Source organism: Adlercreutzia faecimuris, assembly GCF_022669055.1.
GTDB lineage: Bacteria > Actinomycetota > Coriobacteriia > Coriobacteriales > Eggerthellaceae > Enterorhabdus > Enterorhabdus faecimuris.
In genome coordinates this window covers 685,259-704,322 of the sequence record NZ_JAJMLW010000001.1, presented here as the reverse complement: position 1 = coordinate 704,322, position 19,064 = coordinate 685,259, and the positions used below count along the sequence as shown (strand labels likewise).

The window sequence follows — 19,064 nt, the reverse complement described above, 5'->3', positions numbered from 1 at the left end:
TAACCTCACTCTCGTTTGCCAAGAATCCGTAAAAAAGCGAATGTTCCGATGCTAGCGACGGCCCTGTTCCCAGGCAAGGAAGAATCCCGCGAACGGCGAAAGAAAACAGCTTCGGCACGGGCGCGGGGCCGGCGGCCCATCTAACGGCTCCCGCACGAACGGGGCGCGCGGCCGCCCCGGCGCCGGACCCGATGCTACGATGGCACGAGGCGCGGCGCCCCTCCGGGCGGCCGCGGCCCTCCCCTTCCCCGCGTGAAAGGACCGCCCCATGCTGGAAGACGACGTCATCCGGATGGCCCAGGCCGTCGATGCCGACGGCAACCCCACCGCCACGGCCTGCGTGCTGCGGCTCGACCAGGCCAACCGCCACGGGCTCATCGCCGGCGCGTCCGGCACGGGCAAGACGGTCACGCTCAAGGTGATGGCCGAGGGGTTCTCCCAGGCGGGCGTGCCCGTGTTCATGGCCGACGTGAAGGGCGACGTGACCGGCATGGCCCAGGCCGCCGACGACGCCGACGGCAAGCTGGCCGCGCGCGCCGCCACGCTGGGCGCGCCGTCGTGGGAGCCGCGCGGCTGCCCCGTGCGGCAGTGGGACATGCTGGGCGGGCCGGGCATCCCCGTGCGCGTCACCGTGTCGGACATGGGGCCGGTGCTGCTGGCCCGGCTGCTCGGGCTCACCGAGGTGCAGGAGGGCGTGCTGAACGTGGTGTTCCGCGTGGCCGACGACCGCGGGATGCTGCTCATCGACCTGAAGGACCTGCGCGCCATGCTCAACTACGTGGGCGAGCACGCCAAGGAGTTCGAGCTGGAGTACGGGCGCGTGTCCAGCCAGTCGGTCGGGGCCATCCTGCGCGCGCTCATCGCCGTGGAGGACCAGGGCGGCGACGTGTTCTTCGGCGAGCCGGCGCTTGACCTGGCCGACTGGTTCGCCTGCGACGAGGCCGGCCGCGGCTACGTCAACCTGCTCAACGCCGCGGGCCTCATCTCGAGCCCGCAGGTCTACGCCATGTTCCTGCTGTGGATGATGAGCGAGCTCTTTGAGACGCTGCCCGAGGTGGGCGACGCCGACAAGCCCCGGTTCGTCTTCTTCTTCGACGAGGCGCACCTGCTGTTCGACGACATGCCCAGGGAGCTCGTCGATCGCATCGTGCAGGTGGTGAAGCTCATCCGGTCCAAGGGCGTGGGCGTGTACTTCATCACGCAGTCGCCCTCGGACATTCCCGACGAGGTGCTCGCCCAGCTGTCCAACCGCATCCAGCACGGGCTGCGCGCCTACACCCCCGCCGAGCAGAAGGCCGTGCGCGCCGCGGCGGCCGCCTTCCGCGCGAACCCCGCGCTCGACGCCGAGGCGGCGCTTCTGGAGGTGGGCACCGGCGAGGCGCTCGTGTCGCTGCTGAACGCCGAGGGCCAGCCGAGCGTGGTGGAGCGCGCCAAGGTGCTGCCGCCCGAGTGCTCGATGGGCGCGGCGGCGCCCGAGGTGATGGCCGCCGCGCTGGAGGCGGCCGCGCCGCTCGTGGCGAAGTACGGCCAGGCCGTCGACCGCGAGAGCGCCTACGAGCTCATCGCCGGCGAGCAGGCCGCGGCGGCCGAGGCCGACGCGCTGGCCGCCGAGCGGGCGGCGCTCGAGCGGGAGCGCGCCGAGTTCGAGAAGCAGAAGGCCGCCGCCGACGCCAAGGCCCAGAAGGACTACGAGCGCGAGCAGGCACGCCTGGCCAAGGAGGAGGAGCGCGCCCGGCTGGCCGCCGAGAAGGCCGCCGCCAAGGAGGCCGAACGCGCCGCCCGCGAGGCCGAGCGCCAGCGCGAGCAGGCCATGAAGGCGGCCAACTCCGTCCTGGGCTCGATCGGCCGCGAGGCGGGCCGCCAGCTCATGCGCGGCCTCTTCGGCGCGCTCAAGCGCTAGTGCGGCACCGGCCGCCGAACGGGGCGCCCCCAGCGGGCCGCCTCGCCCCCCTTGGCCTCATCCGCCCCCACTCGAAGCCCCCCGAGCGAGCCCGGCAGGTTCGCCGTGCACGCGTTTTGCTGTTTCATATCCATTTTGGCGAGTTTCCCGAGGCTGCGCGACGCATGCCGAGCACGATCGCCGGCATTTGCCCAGGTCGCGCAAATCAGCCCCTCCGAAATGCGCGCAACTGGCACGTTTTCAGCCCCTGGAGCCTCGGAAAACTCGCCAAAATGGATATGAAACCGCCATCCGGCGTCATCCCGCCAGCAGCACTGCCAGCGGAATGGTCGCGATGCTCGCGACCAGGGTGGCCACGGTGATGCCGGTGGCGTACTCGCCCTCGTGCCCGTTCTGGGACGCCACCAGGGGCACCACCGTCATCACCGGCAGCGCCATGATGATGACGAGCGCCGACACCAGGTCGCCCGGCAGCGGCGTGAGCGCCAGCAACCGCCCGGCCGCCACCGGCAGCGCCACCATCTTCACCGCAATGCCCACGTACAGCTCGGGCCGGCGCAGGGCCGCCCCCACGTCGGAGAAGCAGACGAGCGCGCCCAGGTACATCATGCACAGCGCGCTCGTGGCGTTGTTGATGGTGCCCAGCGCGAGCGACGCCAGCCGGGACAGGGGGATGTCCGCCAGCACGAACACCAGGGCGAGCGCGATGGCCACCGTGTTGGGCGTCACGAGCGCGCGCGGGCTGAACCGGGTCGCCTGCCGGTCGCGCGCCGTGGCCAGCCACACGCCGTAGGTCCAGAACACCAGCTGATCGACGATGGAGACCAGCATCATGTACATGAGCCCCGTTTCGGGGAACACCGCTGCCAGCAGCGGGATGCCCACGAAGCCGGTGTTGCCGAAGATGAAGCAGAACTGGAACACGCGATCCTTGTCGTGGGGCAGGCGCAGCGCCCGGGCCAGCAGGAACAGCACGAGCGACGCCAGCGCGTAGAACACCGCGGCCAGCACCACCATGGCCAGGTTGTCGAAGAGGGCCTGGCGCGTGCAGCTGACGCAGGTGGAGTAGAAGATCATCACCGGCAGGAGAATCTTCGTGATGAGCTTGGCCAGGCTGGGCAGGTAGCCCTCATCGATGACGCGCAGCTTGGCCGCGGCGAAGCCCACCGCCAAGATCAGGAAGAACACCAGCATGCGCTCCAGGGTTATCTCGAATACCATCAGCCTCTCCGCTCCTCGGGTACCGGGGCGCCACTCTACCGGGAGCCGCAGGGCGATGCTGGACATAATCGTACAATGTGTACGGAAACGATCCGCGCCCGCAACGTCCGCACGGGGCGCCCGCCACGACCCTCCTGCCCACGCGCCACGCACCCCGCGTCCGCGCGCCGCCCGACCCGAGGAGCCCCCATGGCCGACCGCCGCACCGAGAGAACCCGCCGCGCCATCCGAGGCGCCCTGCTGCGGCTGCTGGCCGCCAAGCCGCTCGCCCAGATCACCGTCGCCGAGCTGGCCGCCGAGGCCGGCATCAGCCGCTCCACCTTCTACGCGCACTGCCCCAACACGCACCGCGCGTTCACCTCACTCGTCCGCGAGTTCCTGGAGGAGGTGCGCCCGCTGCCCGCCCAGCTGCGGTGCGGGGCCTGCTCCCCCGAGGCGACCGGCGCGGGCACGACCCCGTTCTGCGTCGCCCTCACGGCCGACGAACGCTGGGCGGCCCTCGTGCGCGACCCGCTGTTCCTGCCCACCGTCCTTGAGCTGCTCGAGGAGGAGCTGGAGCCGACGGCCCTTGCCGCCTATCGGGCCGCCGGCGCCGACGAGGACGAGGCCCGGGCGCTCTACCGCTTCCAGATGACCGGCTGCTACACGGCGGCCCTCGCCTACGGCGGGCGCGCGGACTGGCCACGCATGCAAGCCGCCATCGACACGTTCATCCGGGGCGCGCTGGCTGCCCTGCGCGCCCGCTAGGGCGCCCGCCCGCCGGGCAGGCCGCCTCGCGCCCCCCCTCCGCCCGCTCCCCGCGGGGCGGGCAGGCCGCGGCGGGGGCTTCTCCTCTCCTTGCTTCCTTCCTATGCTAGACTATGTCCACTAAATGAGAGGGGCGCCGGGAGAGGCGCCCAAGCGAGGCGAGGAGACACCCATGGAACCCATCCGCTTCATGGTCGTCAGCGGCTTTCTGGGCGCTGGCAAGACCACCACGATGATCGCGTTGGCCGAGCATCTGTGCGAGACCTACGGCGAGGCAGCCATCATCGCCAACGACCTGGGCGCCAACCTGGTGGACACCAGCCTCACGCGCGTCACCGGCTGCACCGTGGCCGAGATCGGCAACGAGTGCATCTGCTACCAGATGGACAACCTGGTCGACCAGATCCGCCGCCTGCGCGACAAGAGCGGCGCGCGGTTCGTCATGAGCGACATCCCCGGCTGCGGCGTGGGCGCCCTCGACCACGTGTACCACCCGCTCGCCCGCGAGCACGGCGACGAGTTCACGCTGGCGCCCTTCACCGTCATCACCGACCCCGAGCGCCTGCGCATGATCATGCCCGAGAAGGCCGACATCCACCTGCCCGAGGAGCTCGTCTACCTGCTGAAGCTCCAGCTGGAGGAAGCCGACCTGGTGGTGCTCAACAAGTGCGACCTGCTCACCGAGGCCGACCGCGAGCGCTACGTCGACTTCCTGCGCACCGCCGTGCCCGACATCCCCATCATCTGCATCTCGGCGCGCGAGCGCACGGGCATCGACGAGCTAGCGCGGTTCGTCACCGGAAACGTGAGCGCGCTCAAGAACTTCTCGGTGCGCTACGACGAGAAGTTCAACGAGGCGGAGGGGAAGCTGACCTGGTACAACCGCCGCCTCTACCTGAAGACGCGCGACGGCGGCGCCATCGACATGAACGCCGTGGTGGACGACCTCATCGAGGGCATCCGCCTGGGGCTCATCGAGCGCAAGCGCAACGTGCCGCACCTCAAGACGTTCGCCACCGCCGGCGAGGGCGATTACAGCAAGGCGTCGCTCATCGGCGTGGACTACGACATCGAGTACGCCCAGCAGCTGGCCGAGCCCCACGAGAACCTGCGGATGATCATCAACGCGCGCGCCGTGTGCGAGGCGCGGCCGCTCACGCGGCTGATGGACGACGCGCTCGACGAGGTGTGCGACCGCTACGACCTGGACTGCCAGGTGTTCTTCACCGAGTGCTTCGGCATGACCGACGAGGGCCGCTAGATGGCGCGCGACACCGGAGCGGCGGGCGCGGCGGCGGGCGCGAGCGCCGGCGCCGGCGCGGGGCGCGACGTGGCCCACGCGTCGCTCGTGCCCTCGCTCGACGACTCGCAGATCCCCGACGCGGCGCTTTCCGTTCACGACCAGGTGCGCGAGTACTACGGCCGCATCCTGGCCGGCTCCGACGACCTCAAGACCAACGCCACCTGCTGCACCACCGACGCGCCGCCGCGCTACGTGCGCGACGTGATGCCGCTCATCGCCGACGAGGTGATGGAGCGCTTCTACGGCTGCGGCAGCCCCATCCCGCCGGCGCTCGAGGGCTGCACGGTGGTCGACCTGGGCTGCGGCGTGGGGCGCGACGTGTACGTGCTGTCGAAGCTGGTGGGGCCCGAGGGCCGCGTCATCGGCGTGGACATGACCGCCAGCCAGCTCGAGGTGGCGCGGCGCCACCAGGCCGAGATGGCCGAGCGCTTCGGCTTCGCGGAGTCCAACGTGGAATTCCGCCAGGGCTACATCGAGGACCTGGCCGAGCTGGGCATCGCCGACGGGTCGGTCGACCTGGTGGTGTCCAACTGCGTCATCAACCTGACGCCGTTCAAGGAGCAGGTGCTGCGCGAGGTCTACCGCGTGCTCAAGCCCGGCGGCGAGCTCTACTTCTCGGACGTGTTCTGCGACCGCCGCATGCCCGACGAGCTGCGCGACGACCCCGTCCTGCGCGGCGAGTGCCTGGGCGGCGCCATCTACCTGGAGGACTTCCGCCGCATGATGGCGCGCATCGGCTGGCCGAGCTGGCTGTGCACCGTAGTCGACGACATCCACGTGAGCGACCTGGCGCTGGAGACGAAGCTCGGGTTCACCGGCTTCACGTCGCGCACCGTGCGCGCCATCAAGGCCGCCGGGCTGGAGGACCGCCACGAGAACTGGGGGCAGACGGCGCGCTACCTGGGCACCATCCCCGAGATGCCGCGCTACTTCGACCTGACCGACGAGATCCGCCTCATCAAGGGGCGCGACGTGGCCATAAGCGGGAACATGGCCGAGATGCTGGCGCAGTCGCGCTACGGGCGCCACTTCGACATCCGCCCGCGCGGAGCCCATCGCGGCGCGTTCGACTTCGCCCGCGCCCAGGACGCCGTGGAGGCGCGGCGCGGGAAGAAGGCGGTCGACGGGGAGTACCTGGACGCGGCGCTCGCGCGCATCGGGGCGCCCTCGTTCGCCGAGCGCGTGGACGCGCCGTCGGTGCTGACCGCGCCCGAGGGCAACGCCGTGCTGCAGGCCAACATCACCTACGCCTGCAACCTGGCCTGCCGCCACTGCTACCTGGAGTGCTCGCCGCGAAGCGACCAGATGATGAGCCGCGCCACGATGGAGGCCCTGCTCGACGCCTACGACGCCGGCGGCTTCACGACGCTGGACGTGACCGGCGGCTCGCCCGAGCTGCACCCCGACTTCCCGTGGTTTTTGGCCGAGGCGGCGCGGCGCGTGCGCGCCCGCGGCGGCAAGCTCATCGTGCGCACCAACCTGACGCTGCTCGACCAGCCGGAATACGCCCACTACCTGGACGACTACGCCGCCGCGGGCGCGGTGATAACCGGGTCGCTCCCCTACTACGACTCGTCGGCCGCCGACGCCCAGCGCGGGCGCGGCGTGTTCGAGCGCGCCGTGCGCGTCATCCGCCAGCTCAACGAGCGCGGCTACGGCGTGGCGGGCGCGCGGACGGCGGGCGCGGGCGACGGCGCGACGGGCGGCGAGGAACGGGCGACGCTCACGCTCGATCTGGTGTACAACGTGAGCGGGCCCTTCCTGCCGCCGCCCCAGGACCTGCTGGCCGACCTGTACCACGAGGAGCTGGCGCGCCGCGAGGGCATCGCCTTCGACGGGCTGTTCGCCTTCAACAACTGGCCGCTCGGGCGCTTCGCCCACGACCTCCTGGACGCCGGCCTGTTCGACGACTACCTGCGCCTGCTGGTGGACAACTTCAACGCCCTGGCCGTCCAGCGCATGATGTGCCGCGACCAGGTGAACGTGGACGTAGACGGGCGCCTGTACGACTGCGAGGTCAACCACGTGCTGGAGCTGCCCATCCAGCTGCCCGCCGACCCGGCCGACCCGGAAGGCCCCACGCGCGACGCCACCGTGGCCGACCTGGCGCGCGGCCCCCTGCCGGCCCGCGCCCTGCGCACGAACCCGGTCTGCTACAGCTGCGCCGCCGGCTTCGGCAGCAGCTGCGGCGGCTCCCTCGTCCACGAGCGCGAGGCGTAGGGAGTGAGGGGGGGCGCCCCGCGGCGCCCCCCCTTCACGCGTTAGTACGCTCTTCCCGCTTCGATGCGCTCGCGCTGGCGCTCGTAGCTGTACTCGATGGGATCCTTCGCCAGGGAGTTGGGCGAGGGGGCCTCGCGCGGGACGTACTGGGTCGGGTCGCTGTCGCCGGCGTCATAGCCGTCCACCTTGTAGATCTTGCAGAGCAGGTTCTTGTACGGCGCGCCGTAGCCGAGCTTGCCCACCTTGAAGCCGGGCAGCAGCTTGTTGATGTTGGCCTTCCACGTGCCGTACAGGCCGGGCGCCTCGGGGTCGTCCTCGGGGAACCACCAGCCGTGGGTGGCGTGGATGACGCGCGGCTCCACCTCCTTGGTGACGCGGGCGCGCTCGACGCACTTGCCGTAGGGGTTCTCGATGCACACGTAGTCGCCGTCGTTGATGCCGTATCTCGCCGCCGTCTCGGGATGGATGGTCACGAGCGGGTCGGGCGTGATGTGGCGCAGGCTGGGGATCTGGCGATGCTCGGTGTGGAACGACGCGTAGTCGCGGCCGCCGGTGGTCAGCACGAGCGGGTACTCCGCGTAGAGCTCCGGCGTGGCATACGGGCTCATGGCCGGCTCCATGAAGTAGGGCAGCGGATCCTCGCCGAAGTCCTCGTACATGGACGAGCGCACCTCGATGAGCCCGGTCGGCGTGTTGAAGCCCGGCTCGCCGTCGGGACGCAGCATCCCCTTCTCGTACTTCCTGTACTCGAAGGGCTGCTGGAACACCACCTGGTTCTGGAGCTCCTTGAAGCCCCAGTCGTACTGGGTGTGGATCTGGTCGTCGAAGAACTCCTCGACTGAGTTCCACGGCCACGCCTCGGGGTTAAGCCGCTTGCCCACCATCAGGCATATCTCCAGGTCGGACTTGCACTCCCCCGGGTCGATGGCCGTGTTGATGGCGCCCATGAAGTGCGTGTTGCGCCCGAAGTGCGGCATCACCACGCCGTCGTGCTCGGCGAAGCTGGACACCGGCAGCACCAGGTCGCACAGCCCCATGATGGTGGGCGTCATGAAGCAGTCCTGGGCCGCGTTGAAGTCCATCTTCATGAACGCGTTGTACCAGCGCTCGGGCTCGGCGCCCATGCACGGCGCGATGGGGTTGGACGCGTAGAAGTACGCCATGTGGAAGGCGTAGGGCTGCTCGGTCTCGATGACCTCGAGGATCTCGTCGGGGTGCGCGTAGACGCCCACGGCGAAGGCGGGGTGGTTCTCCTTGCCGTCGATGCGCTTGGCCACCACGTCGGGATCGACGCACTTGAGCGTGTCGTAGGACCACTTGCCCATGAAGCTGTTCGGCAGCGCCAGCGTGATGCCGCCAGGCACGTCCATGTAGCCGCAGATCGCGCCGATGGCGAGCATCTCCTGGCCGGCCTGGGCGCCGTTCTGCATCTGGTCGATGGCGAGTCCCCACAGGATGGACGACGGCGCGTTGGTGGCGAAGGCGCGGGCCGCGCCGCGGATGACGTCGGCCGGCACCCAGGTGATGGGCTCGGCCCACTCGGGCGTCTTGTCGGCGACGCGCTCGGCCAGCTCGTCCAGGCCGTAAACCCACTTGTCGCAGAACTCATGGTCGTAGAGGTCCTCGCCGATGATGACGTTGAGCAGCGCGAGCCCCACCGCCGCGTCGGTGCCGGGGCGCAGCTGGATGTGGTACTCGGCGCGCGAGGCGAGCCAGGTCAGGCGCGGGTCGATGACGATGAGCTTCGACCCGAGCTTCATGAGGTCGACGATGGCGTGGCCGAAGAGGCCGTCCGGGTTGGACTGCAGCGGGCTCTTTCCCCACAGCATGATGTACTTGGGCACCTCGTAGCGCGGGTCGTCGTAGCGGTCGGGGAAGAACGCCGCGTAGTCGAGCTCGGGGTAGCCGGCGCCCAGCATGTAGTCGGCCACCACGGTGCGCGGGCCGTAGCAGGAGTTGCCGGAGAGCGCCTGGGCCGAGTTCGAGGTCTTGAAGACGGCCTGGGCCATGGCCGGCGCGTAGAAGGTGGCCTCGCGGCCGGTGCCCTTCATGACGGTGATGGTCTCGGCGCCGTAGGTGTCCCAGATGTGACGCACCTCTGTCTCCAGGATGTCGAGCGCCTCGTCCCAGGAGATGACCTCCCACTTGTCCTTGCCGCGGTCCTCGCGGGCGCGCTTCATGGGATGGCGGATGCGGTCGGGGTGGTTGAGGAACTCGCCGATGGCCAGGCAGCGCGGGCACAGGCGACCTTCGGTGATGGGGTGATCGGGGTCGCCCTCCACCTTCACGAAGTTGCCGTCCGCGTCGGTGTAGATGAGCAGGCCGCACCCAACGGGGTGGCACCCCGGCGCCGACCAGGCGCACGTCCGCGTGCGCGTGAGGCCGTCCTCTTCCGTTATCCACTGCTTATCGGCCATTGCAGGCCCCCTTTCCTCGTCTCCGCGGCGCCTCGGAGGCGGCGCCGGCGGGCGGCCGTGCGGCCGCCAGGGTAATCATAAGGACGGCGGCGCGCCCCATGAATTGGCCGCGCCGCCAAGATTCCCCGCCCTTTTTGGCACCCCCGCATAGAGACATCCGCGTCCGGCGGGGCGGAATGGGGCTCCCCCGAATCCGCAGGCGCTACCGCTGCGCGCGACGACTCGCCCAACACGCACGCCATCGGCGCGCTTTCGAGAGGGGGCCAGACATCCGCGCCCGGCGGGGCTGTTGGCGTTGTCAATTGGCGGGGGCTCCAAAAGTCGGGCGTTTTTTCTCCGCTGGCGGTCGTTATTCCGCGTCCCCTCCCTTTCCTATGATGGGCCGGGGCCGGGCACTCACCCCCCGCCCGGCCCGCCAGCCTACGAGGAGGAGGAAGCGATGGCCGACGCGGAGAAGAGGTTCTTTTCCTACCACAAGCGTCCCGACGGGATCATCTACCACGAGGACGGCTCGAAGTTCTGCTCGAGCGCCCAGCTCATCAACGGGGAGGTGATGCCCGGCTGCATGCACCTGTCGGCGGTCTGGTACCTCTCGCCCGGGCTCCACGACACCCACACCCACATCCACGACGTGGACGAGGTGGTGGGCTTCATCGGCACCGACCCGGAGGACACCGAGTCCCTCGGCGGCACGCTGCGCTTCTTCGTCGACGGCGAGTGGGTCGAGACCGACCGCAGCTGCTTCATCTACCTGCCGGCCGGCGTGCCCCACTGCCCCTACGAGATCGTGAGCCTCGAGAGGCCGATCATCCACCTCTCGGCCCTGCCCGGCACCAGCTACACGCGCACCGACGTCTAGCCCGACCCCACGGAGGAGGAAGCCATGCTCAGCCAGGAGACACGCGATCTGATAACGAAGCTCGACCTGCCCTACTGCCCCGTGGCGGTGAAGTTCTGCTTCAACCGGCCCGAGGGCTACCGGCTGAAGGATCCCAAGCAGCCGCTGTGCGGCTGCATCAAGGACGTGCAGGAGACGGGCGAGACCTACTATATAGAGGCGGCCGAGGAGGGCTGCATGGGCAAGCACGTGCTGGGAGCCGTGCCCATCGAGCCCTTCGCCGAGTCGGGCGCCGTCGGGTTCCACCACGGCATCTTCAACCAGCAGGCCTGCAACGCGCGCCTGTACTACGACATCCAGTTCTTCAAGGAGGGCACGGTCAACTTCGTGCTGTTCGGCCCCGCCGCCGAGGTCGACTTCGACCCCGACCTGCTCATCTTCGTCGCCCCCACCGACAAGGCCGACATCATCATGCGCGCCACGAGCTTCATGACGGGCGACCCCTACGAGTCGAAGTCCACCAACGTGCTGGGCTGCCACTGGCTGTTCAACTACCCCTATATGACGGGGAAGGTCAACTTCGTCATCACGGGGATGCACTTCGGCATGAAGCGCCAGGGCTACTACCCGCCGGGGCTGCACATCATATCGGTCCCCTTCCACAAGATCCCGGCCTTCGCGGCGGGGCTCGCGCAGATGGAGTGGAGCCTGCCCGCCCTGAGCGACGACCCGGCCGACAAGGCCCTGGTCGCGCGCTACTACGAGAAGTTCGACAAGGCCCACGACAAGGACTTCCCCGTCGACCCGAAGGACCGGGTGCGCCATGGTTAGCGGCGGCTGGCGCGGCGCGGGCGCGGCGGACGCGGCAGCTGGCGTGGGCGCGGCGGGCGCGGCGGGCGGCTTCCCCCACGTCTTCCGGCCGCTCAAGGTGGGGCCGCTCACCATCAAGAACCGGCTGGAGGTGTCGCCGGCCGAGAACCACATGGCGTCCAAGGACGGCTGGGTCACCCGCGAGTTCGCGGCGTTCACCGGCACCCTGGCCTCGAGCGGGGCGGGCATCGTCACCATCGGCGACAGCCCCGTCACCCAGGCCTACTTCGACACATGCCCCTACACCATCAACCTGTCCGACCCGCTGGTGGTCAACGGGCTGGTGTGGGCGGTCGAGGCCATCCACCGCCACGACGCGGTGGCCTCCATCGAGCTCAACCTGCGCGACGAGGAGCGCCTGCCGGCCGACTACACCGAGGCCGAGCTGCGCGCCATCGTGGACGCCTTCGCCACCGCCGCCCGCCATGCGCGCCAGGCCGGCTTCGACATGGTGATGGTGCACGCCGGCCACGGGCACGTGATCGACCAGTTCTTCAGCCCCTTCTTCAACAAGCGCACCGACCGCTACGGCTGCAACAGCCTGGACGACCGCTGCCGCTTCGCCCGCGAGGTGGTGGCCGCCGTGCGCGAGGAGATCGGGCGGAACATGGCACTTGAGCTGCGGATGAGCGGCGACGAGCGCCTGGATGCCGAGCGCAACGTGCCGCTTGGGGAGATGACCGAGTTCGCCGTGCGGATGCAGGACGCCGTCGACCTGCTGCACGTGAGCGCGGGCAACCTCTACGACATGCGCGCCGGCGACTACATGATCCAGGGCGCCTACATGCCGCGCGCCACCAACCGCGCGCTGGCCGCCCACATCAAGCGACGCGTGTCGGTGCCGGTGACCTCGGTGGGCTCCTACACGATGCCGCTGGCCGAGGAGGCCCTGGCCGCGGGCGACTGCGACGTGGTGGCGATGATCCGCAGCTTCATCGCCGACCCGGAATGCGCCGTCAAGGCGCGGGAGGGCCGCGCCGACGAGATACGCCCCTGCCTGCGCTGCAACAGCTGCACGGGCGGCGGCCCGGGCATCAAGCCCAAGCCCACCCGCTGCGCGGTGAACCCGCTCATCGGGCGCGAGCTGGACTTCCCCGCCGTGGAGCCGGCGGCCCGGCCCAAGCACGTGGCCGTCGTGGGCGGCGGCGCCGGCGGCATGGAGGCGGCGCGGTGGCTCGCGCGGCGCGGGCACCGGCCGGTCATCTTCGAGCGGGGCGACGCGCTGGGCGGCAACCTAGCCGCCGCGGGCGAAAACAGCCTGAAGGCCGACGTGCGCGCCTACGCCGACTGGTCGCGGCGCGCGGTGGCGGCCGACCCGCGCATCGCGGTGCGGCTGGGCGTGGAGGCGACCCCCGCGCTCCTGGCGGACGAGGGCTTCGACGCCGCCGTCATCGCCCTGGGCGCCGCGCCGGTCACGCCCGACGTGCCCGGGGTCGACTTGCCGAACGTCGTGCAGGCCGTGGCGGTGGACGCCGACCCGTCGCTGGCCGGCGAGCGCGTCGTGGTGGTGGGCGCCGGCCTCACCGGAGCCGAGACGGCGCTCGACCTGGCGCGACGCGGGCGCGACGTGACCGTGGTGGTGCGCCGGACGCGCGAGGCGCTCTTGGCCGAACAGGGGATGAACCTGTTCAAGGCCTACATGTACTGCGACGACGCCGGGGTGCGGTTCGTCGAGGGCGCGGCGCTGACGGCCTGCACGCCCGAGGGCGCCGTGGTGCGGCGCGCCGACGGCAGCGAGGAGCTCCTGGCCTGCGACACCGTGGTGCTCTCGCTCGGCCTGCGCCCGGCCGTCGCCGAAGTGGACGCCCTGCGCGCCGCCGTGCCCGAGGCCTACGTCATCGGCGACTGCAAGCGCCCCCGCCTCATCAACGACGCCGTGCGCGAGGCCTTCTTCGCCGCCATGCGGATATAGGGCGGGCACGCGGGACGCGGGAGGCGTCGCCAGGCGCACGTCTCCCATAACGGTATTGCCGCAATCTGCTTCCTTCCCTGGGGTTCTGGCACAATGGGATGACGCCCTGCGGGGCGTGTGCGCTTTGTGTGGTAGTTTCTAAATAGTTTAGAAACTAAAGTATATTGATCTGCCAAAGTCGGACGGGTGAGCCGGTGGGCGCAGGACAACCGGAGCGTCGGGCAGCCGGGCGAGCCAGCGGGAGCGTCGGGCGCGACAGCGGGTGCCCGGCGCGGGCGGCACCCCGGCGCCCCACGGAGGCAGGCAGGAGCGGGTATGGGCAGGTTCTCGGACAACTTTCAACGCGGGCTCTACGCCTTCATGGCGGGGCGCAACGGCATGGACGCGCTGGCCCGGTATGCGCTGGGCGCGGGCATCATCCTCACGGTGCTCGACTTCCTCTTCGGGGGCCTGCTGCTGTCCGTCCTGTCGTTCGCGTTTCTGGCCTACGCGCTGTTCCGCTGCTACTCGCGCAACATCGGCGCCCGCGCGACCGAGAACGCGCGCTTCGAGAGCTGGCTGCGCAAGCCCCGGGCAGTCCTCGCGCGCCTACGCGGCCGCTGGGCCCGCCGCAAGGACGTCAAGTACCTCACGTGCCCCCAGTGCGGCCAGTCGCTCAGCGTGCCGCGCGGCAAGGGCACCCTGCGCGTGACCTGCCCCAAGTGCCACGCCCAGACCACCGTCAAGTCCTAGGCGCCGCCGATGTTCGGGTTCGTCGTCGCCAGCCTGGGCACCGTCTCCGACGAGGAGAAGGCGCGCTACCAGGCACTCTACTGTGGGCTGTGCCGCACGCTGCGCGACCGCTACGGTCAGGTCAGCCGCCTCACGCTCACCTACGACCTCACCTTCTACCTCATGCTGTGCGACTCGCTCCACGAACCGCCCGAGGACGAGGGCACGCTGCGCTGCATCGCCCACCCCACCCAGGTGAGGTCTTTCGCGCGGTCGCGCTTCGCCGACTACGCCGCCGACCTGACGGTGGCGCTCGCCTACCACAAGTGCCTCGACGACTGGCACGACGACCACGCCCTGCGCGCGAAGGCGGGCGAGCGGGCGCTCGCCGGCGCCTACGCCCGGGCGCGCGAGCGCATCCCCGGACAGTGCGTCGCCATCGAGCGGTCGCTGGCCGCCATCAGCACCATCGAGGCCGACCCGGATTCCTCCCCCGACGCCGCGGCCATCGAGTTCGGCACGCTGCTCGGCCGGCTCTTCGCCCACGACCAGGGTATCTGGGCCGACCAGATGGAGAAGCTCGGCCGGCAGCTGGGGCAGTTCGTCTACCTCATGGACGCGGCGGTGGACTACGCCGCCGACGAGAAGTCGGGCAGCTACAACCCCCTCGTGCGCCTGGGCAGCACGCCGGAGAATATGCGGACTTTGCTTGCAGTTCTCATCGGCAACGCCGCGGACACCTTCGAACGGCTACCCTTGGAGAAGGATCTGCACCTCATGCGCAGCGTCCTGTACTCCGGCGTGTGGCAGCAGTTCAACAGAACCTACCCGCCCGCCGACGAGCGCGCTACCATAGCAGGCGGTCCTTCGCCTGGCGCGCCCGCCGCGCCCTAGCCCGCGCGCCTGCCGCGCCCCGCCCGCCAGCCCGAGGAAAGGCCCATGGAGAACCCCTACGACATACTCGGCGTCAGCCGCGACGCGTCGCCCGACGAGGTGAAGAAGGCCTATCGCAAGAAGGCCCGCGAGGCGCACCCCGACCTCAACCCCGACGACCCGACCGCCGCCGAGCGCATGAACCAGGTCAACGAGGCCTACGACCGCATCATGAACCCCGAGAAGTACGCCCGGGAAGACGCCCGCCGCCGCGCGGCCGCCTACGGCACCCCCTACTCCCCCGGCTACGGCCGCCCCGGCGCGGGACCGCAGCAGCCCGGCGCGGGCCCCTACGGCGCGCCCGGCGGCTACCAGTGGGTCGAGGTCAACTGGGAGGACATCTTCGGCGGCGCGGGATTCGGCGGCACGGCGGGCAGCCCCATCCACCCCGAGGCGTCCGCGTCGGACGGGCCCGAGGCGCGCCAGGCCGTCGACGCCATCAACGCCGGGCGCTACCGCGATGCCCTCGAGCTCTTGGGCAAGACCGTGCGCTCGGGCCGCAACGCGCGCTGGTACTACCTGATGGCGGTGGCGAGCCACGGCGCCGGCGAGATCACGTCCGCGCTCGGCTACATCCGCCGCGCCCGCCAGATGGACCCGTCCAACGCCGACTACCTGGCCGCCGAGCGCCGCTTCACCCAGCGCGCCGCCGCCTACCAGCAGCAGGGCGAGTCGAAGGGCTTCTCGATGGGCTTCCTCGACCCCACCAACCTGTGCTGCTGCCTGTGCTGGGGCAGCATGCTCTGCGGCCCGGGCCTTCCCGCCGCCATCTGCTGCCTGTAGCGCGAGCCCGCGGGCGCGCAAAAAAGCGACCCCGCCGAGGCGGGGCCGCTTCCAAGGGAGAGCACGTTTCGCGCCCACAGGCGCGCCCTCGCGCGCCGTCGAGCGCCCGCCCCTTCCCGCCGCGCGCCGTCATGTCGTTTCAGCGCGCAGCGCGGGAGGGACGCGTCAGCGCGGGGCCCGCAGGCGCGCGCCCCGCATTCCGCTCCTACTTGCGGGCCGCCAGCTCCTTGCCGGCGAACACGAAGAAGTACACGAAGGGCAGCAGCAGGCCGATGGCCATGAGCGGCAGCGCGATGGGCATCTTCGACCAGCCGGGGATGGCCAGCGGGCACACGATGCACAGCACGGCCAGGATGGCGACGACCACCATCATGATGCCGAACTCCAGACCGCCGGAGTTCTGCTTGACGGGGTTGTCCACCTCCTCGGCGGCCAGCTGGTCCATGGTCTTGCCGCCCGTCTCCTTGACGAACAGCACGGTGCAGACGAAGCCCAGGATGAAGGGCACGATCAGCACGAGCACGACGGTGCTCCAGTTGGTGCCGCCCGCCGCGTTCTGGAAGAACGCCATGCCGGCGATGCCGCCGAGCACGATGGACGACGCCGAGCCGCCGAAGCGGGCGAACGCCTGGCACCAGGAGGTGCCGGTGTTGCGGATGGCGGTCGGGTAGGTCTCGGGCATGAGCGGCTGCACGGCGGTGATGGCGTAGTTCAGCGCGAAGCCGAACAGCAGCATCAGCACGATGCACAGGCCCATGTTGTTAGGCGCCACGAACAGCGAGCACAGCACGATGGCCACGATGCAGAACAGCCAGGAGCCGGCCAGGTTGCGCTTGCGGCCGATGCGGTCGGCGACGAAGCCGACGGTGAAGTTCGACGCGATGGCGGCGACGTTGTTCCACGTCTGCAGCATGACGGAGTCGGCCTGGGAGTAGCCCACGCCCACGAACCAGGTGGGGATCCACGCGTTCATGCCGTACACGCAGAACTGGCCGACGAAGTAGGTGCACCAGATGGCGGCGGTGCCCACGATGTACTTGTTGGAGAACAGCACGACGGGGCTCGTCTTCTCGGGGCGCGGCGGCACCACCAGCAGGGCGGGGTCGTACACGTGCGAGGTACCGCGGGTAGCCTGCTCGATCTGGGTCAGGCGCTCGCAGGCCTTGTCGAGCATGCCGGCGTTGGCGTACCAGTGCGGCGTCTCGTGCATCACGAAGATGAGGATGATGCCGTAGACCAGCGGCAGGCCGCCGATCAGGTAGCAGAGGCGCCAGTTGGCGTACATGGTGGCCGTGCCGCCGTCGGCGGTCACGTAGTCGATCTGGTTGCAGAAGCCCTCGATGATGGGCGTGGGGGTGTTGCAGATGGGGTTGGCGATGAGGCCGGCCAGCACCCAGCCGACCACCATGAAGGCCATGCCGCAGGTGACGAACACGCCGCGCTGCTTAGAGGGCATCGACTCGGAGAACACGGTGGTGACGATGGGGATGCAGGAGCCCACGCCGAAGCCGGCGATCAGGCGGAACGCGGCGAAGAACGCCAGGTCGTTGGCGAAGGCCTGCGGCAACGTGAAGAAGCCGTAGAACATGACCGCCATGATGAGCGTCTTCTTACGGCCCAGCTTGTCGGACAGAATGCCGCCGACGGCGCCGCCGAGCACCATGCCCAGCAGGCCCCACGTGGTGAGCGAGCCCATGAGCGCGCCCGGGTTGGCGTTGTCGGGCCAGAAGGTGTGGGCCACGAACAGGTTCGTCGAGTTGACGATCATGAAGTCATAGCCGTCGAAGATCATCGCGAAGCCCAGGATCACGAACACCACCCAGGTGTGCGAGCTGATGCCGATGGAGTCGATGACCTCCGATACGGTGAACTCTTTCTTGTCCATCAATCCCTCCTATTGCGAATGAGATGGAATGAGCGAGTACGTCCTTGACCGGCCCAGCAGGCAACGCCGGGGCCGATCACCCTAGAGAACGCAGTAGCAAGACTGGGATATCGCCGCAGACCGGCGGGAACGGGCGCTCCGAATCGAGCGGAAGCCCCCTTGAGGCGTCGTTCCCCAACGACTCCTCCTCCGCCTCCGTGATCGCGCGACAGCCAGGAGAAACGACTGCGCACATCCTCCTTTCACGGTTCTCTGATCGGATGCGCGTTTCCCTTACGGAGAGCAGGCGGCCCCGCGGGCGGCCCTATGCCTTCGCAAGCGAAACGACCGGGCAAGCGTATGAGATGGGAGGGGGCCGGTCAACGATTGGGCGGGTCGCTTTGCGCCCCGGGCATCGTCCCCGAGGGTTGATTTTTCTCAACCACGACGGGAAGCGCCAGGTCAGGAAAGGGGGCGAAAACGCCGGTGGGCCCCGCCGAAGCGGGGCCCACCGGGAGAGAGGAGGGACGAGGAAGGGGCTAGCGTCTCAGCGCCGCCATCGAGAGTGCCTCCCCGAAGAGCTGCCCGGCGCCGTTACGCACACCGAAGGCGGCCTTCTCGGGGTCGGCGACCACGCTGCCGGCCAGGAAGTCGGCGCCGCACTCGAACAAAAGCGGCGCCATCACCACCGACGGGCCCACCAGCGTGACGTAGGAGCGCGTGGCCAGCTCGAGCAGGCGCGGGGCCGTCTTGTTGATGAGGGTGACGCCGGTCATGAACGTGAAGTCCGCCGTGGGCAGCACATACTCGCACGCCGGATCCGGCGTGTCGAGCGGGCCCGAGCAGCGGCGCTCGAGCACCGTGAGCCGCGCGTACTCCTCGATGCGGTCGACGTGCGGGAAGTGCCCGACGACCACCACCTGGCTGTCGGAGCCGGCCGCCTCCACCTGGGGGCGCACCATCTCGAAGGCGTCGAGGGAGCGCCGCGTGCCGTCGGGCAGGTCGACGGGCTCGTCGAAGCGGGCGCCCAGCGGCTCGAGCAGCGAGCGGCGCGCGTACCAGGCGTTGAGCGCGGCGATGCCGAGCGTCGCCTCCTCGAAGCACCAGGACTTGGCCAGCGCCGCCATCTCGCGCAGGGGGCGCCCGCGCCAGTCGCCCTTGTCGGCGCGCACCGCACCGCCCGTGGTGGTGAAGGCCACCCCCATGCCGCACTCCGCGTCGACGTAGGACCAGTGGGTGCCCAGGCACAGATCGCGCACGAGCACGCCGTCGGGCACCCCCGCGATCAGCTCGTCGTAGAGCGCCCAGGGCGTGAATCCGAGGTTCCTCATAGCTTCTCCCCTTC

The 19,064-nt window shown here is 69.9% G+C and carries 14 protein-coding genes; 10 read left to right on the top strand and 4 right to left on the bottom strand.

The features are described from left to right. Positions 1–268: 268 nt before the first annotated feature. A complete protein-coding gene (locus LPT13_RS02305; protein ID WP_242163073.1) occupies positions 269–1,900 on the top strand; it encodes a helicase HerA-like domain-containing protein in 1,632 nt (543 codons plus the stop codon). A 297-nt stretch (positions 1,901–2,197) separates the two neighbouring features. On the opposite strand, the gene LPT13_RS02300 is transcribed toward LPT13_RS02305, so the two are convergent. After that, entirely contained in the window at positions 2,198–3,121 is a 924-nt protein-coding gene (locus LPT13_RS02300) for an AEC family transporter (protein WP_242163072.1), read from the bottom strand. A 189-nt stretch (positions 3,122–3,310) separates the two neighbouring features. Between LPT13_RS02300 and LPT13_RS02295 the strand changes: the two genes are divergently transcribed. The 3 genes from LPT13_RS02295 to LPT13_RS02285 all read left to right on the top strand — a co-directional run bounded on the left by LPT13_RS02295 (position 3,311) and on the right by LPT13_RS02285 (position 7,391). Next, a complete protein-coding gene (locus tag LPT13_RS02295) occupies positions 3,311–3,868 on the top strand; it encodes a TetR/AcrR family transcriptional regulator (protein ID WP_242163071.1) in 558 nt (185 codons plus the stop codon). A gap of 172 nt (positions 3,869–4,040) precedes the next feature. Further along, the gene (locus LPT13_RS02290) at positions 4,041–5,129 is read left to right on the top strand and encodes a GTP-binding protein (protein WP_242163069.1); all 1,089 of its coding nucleotides are present in this window, start codon (positions 4,041–4,043) and stop codon (positions 5,127–5,129) included. Further along, the gene (locus tag LPT13_RS02285) at positions 5,130–7,391 is read left to right on the top strand and encodes a DUF3641 domain-containing protein (RefSeq protein WP_242163068.1); all 2,262 of its coding nucleotides are present in this window, start codon (positions 5,130–5,132) and stop codon (positions 7,389–7,391) included. Positions 7,392–7,432: 41 nt separating this feature from the next. On the opposite strand, the gene LPT13_RS02280 is transcribed toward LPT13_RS02285, so the two are convergent. Then, on the bottom strand, positions 7,433–9,808 hold the full coding sequence (locus LPT13_RS02280) for a molybdopterin-dependent oxidoreductase (protein ID WP_242163067.1): 2,376 nt from the start codon (positions 9,806–9,808) through the stop codon (positions 7,433–7,435). A gap of 439 nt (positions 9,809–10,247) precedes the next feature. Here LPT13_RS02280 and LPT13_RS02275 point away from each other — a divergent pair, with 439 nt between their 5' ends. From LPT13_RS02275 to LPT13_RS02250, 6 genes are all read left to right on the top strand, one after another. After that, positions 10,248–10,667, top strand: a complete 420-nt coding sequence (locus tag LPT13_RS02275) for a hypothetical protein (protein WP_242163065.1) — start codon at positions 10,248–10,250, stop codon at positions 10,665–10,667. A 24-nt stretch (positions 10,668–10,691) separates the two neighbouring features. Then, positions 10,692–11,477, top strand: a complete 786-nt coding sequence (locus LPT13_RS02270; RefSeq protein WP_242163064.1) for a DUF169 domain-containing protein — start codon at positions 10,692–10,694, stop codon at positions 11,475–11,477. Further along, the gene (locus LPT13_RS02265) at positions 11,470–13,428 is read left to right on the top strand and encodes an oxidoreductase (RefSeq protein ID WP_242163063.1); all 1,959 of its coding nucleotides are present in this window, start codon (positions 11,470–11,472) and stop codon (positions 13,426–13,428) included. Before LPT13_RS02270 ends, LPT13_RS02265 begins: the two co-directional genes overlap by 8 nt. A 315-nt stretch (positions 13,429–13,743) precedes the next feature. Then, positions 13,744–14,160, top strand: coding sequence for a hypothetical protein (locus LPT13_RS02260; protein WP_242163061.1), 417 nt, complete (start codon positions 13,744–13,746; stop codon positions 14,158–14,160). A gap of 9 nt (positions 14,161–14,169) precedes the next feature. Further along, complete coding sequence (locus LPT13_RS02255; protein WP_242163060.1) at positions 14,170–15,033, top strand: DUF5685 family protein; 864 nt, start codon at positions 14,170–14,172, stop codon at positions 15,031–15,033. Positions 15,034–15,078: 45 nt separating this feature from the next. After that, positions 15,079–15,855, top strand: coding sequence for a J domain-containing protein (locus tag LPT13_RS02250; RefSeq protein ID WP_242163058.1), 777 nt, complete (start codon positions 15,079–15,081; stop codon positions 15,853–15,855). Positions 15,856–16,060: 205 nt separating this feature from the next. Here LPT13_RS02250 and LPT13_RS02245 read toward each other — a convergent pair whose 3' ends face one another. Further along, positions 16,061–17,740, bottom strand: a complete 1,680-nt coding sequence (locus tag LPT13_RS02245; protein ID WP_242163056.1) for an MFS transporter — start codon at positions 17,738–17,740, stop codon at positions 16,061–16,063. A gap of 518 nt (positions 17,741–18,258) precedes the next feature. After that, positions 18,259–19,050, bottom strand: a complete 792-nt coding sequence (locus LPT13_RS02240) for a DUF364 domain-containing protein (RefSeq protein WP_242163055.1) — start codon at positions 19,048–19,050, stop codon at positions 18,259–18,261. Between the last annotated feature and the right edge of the window lie 14 nt (positions 19,051–19,064).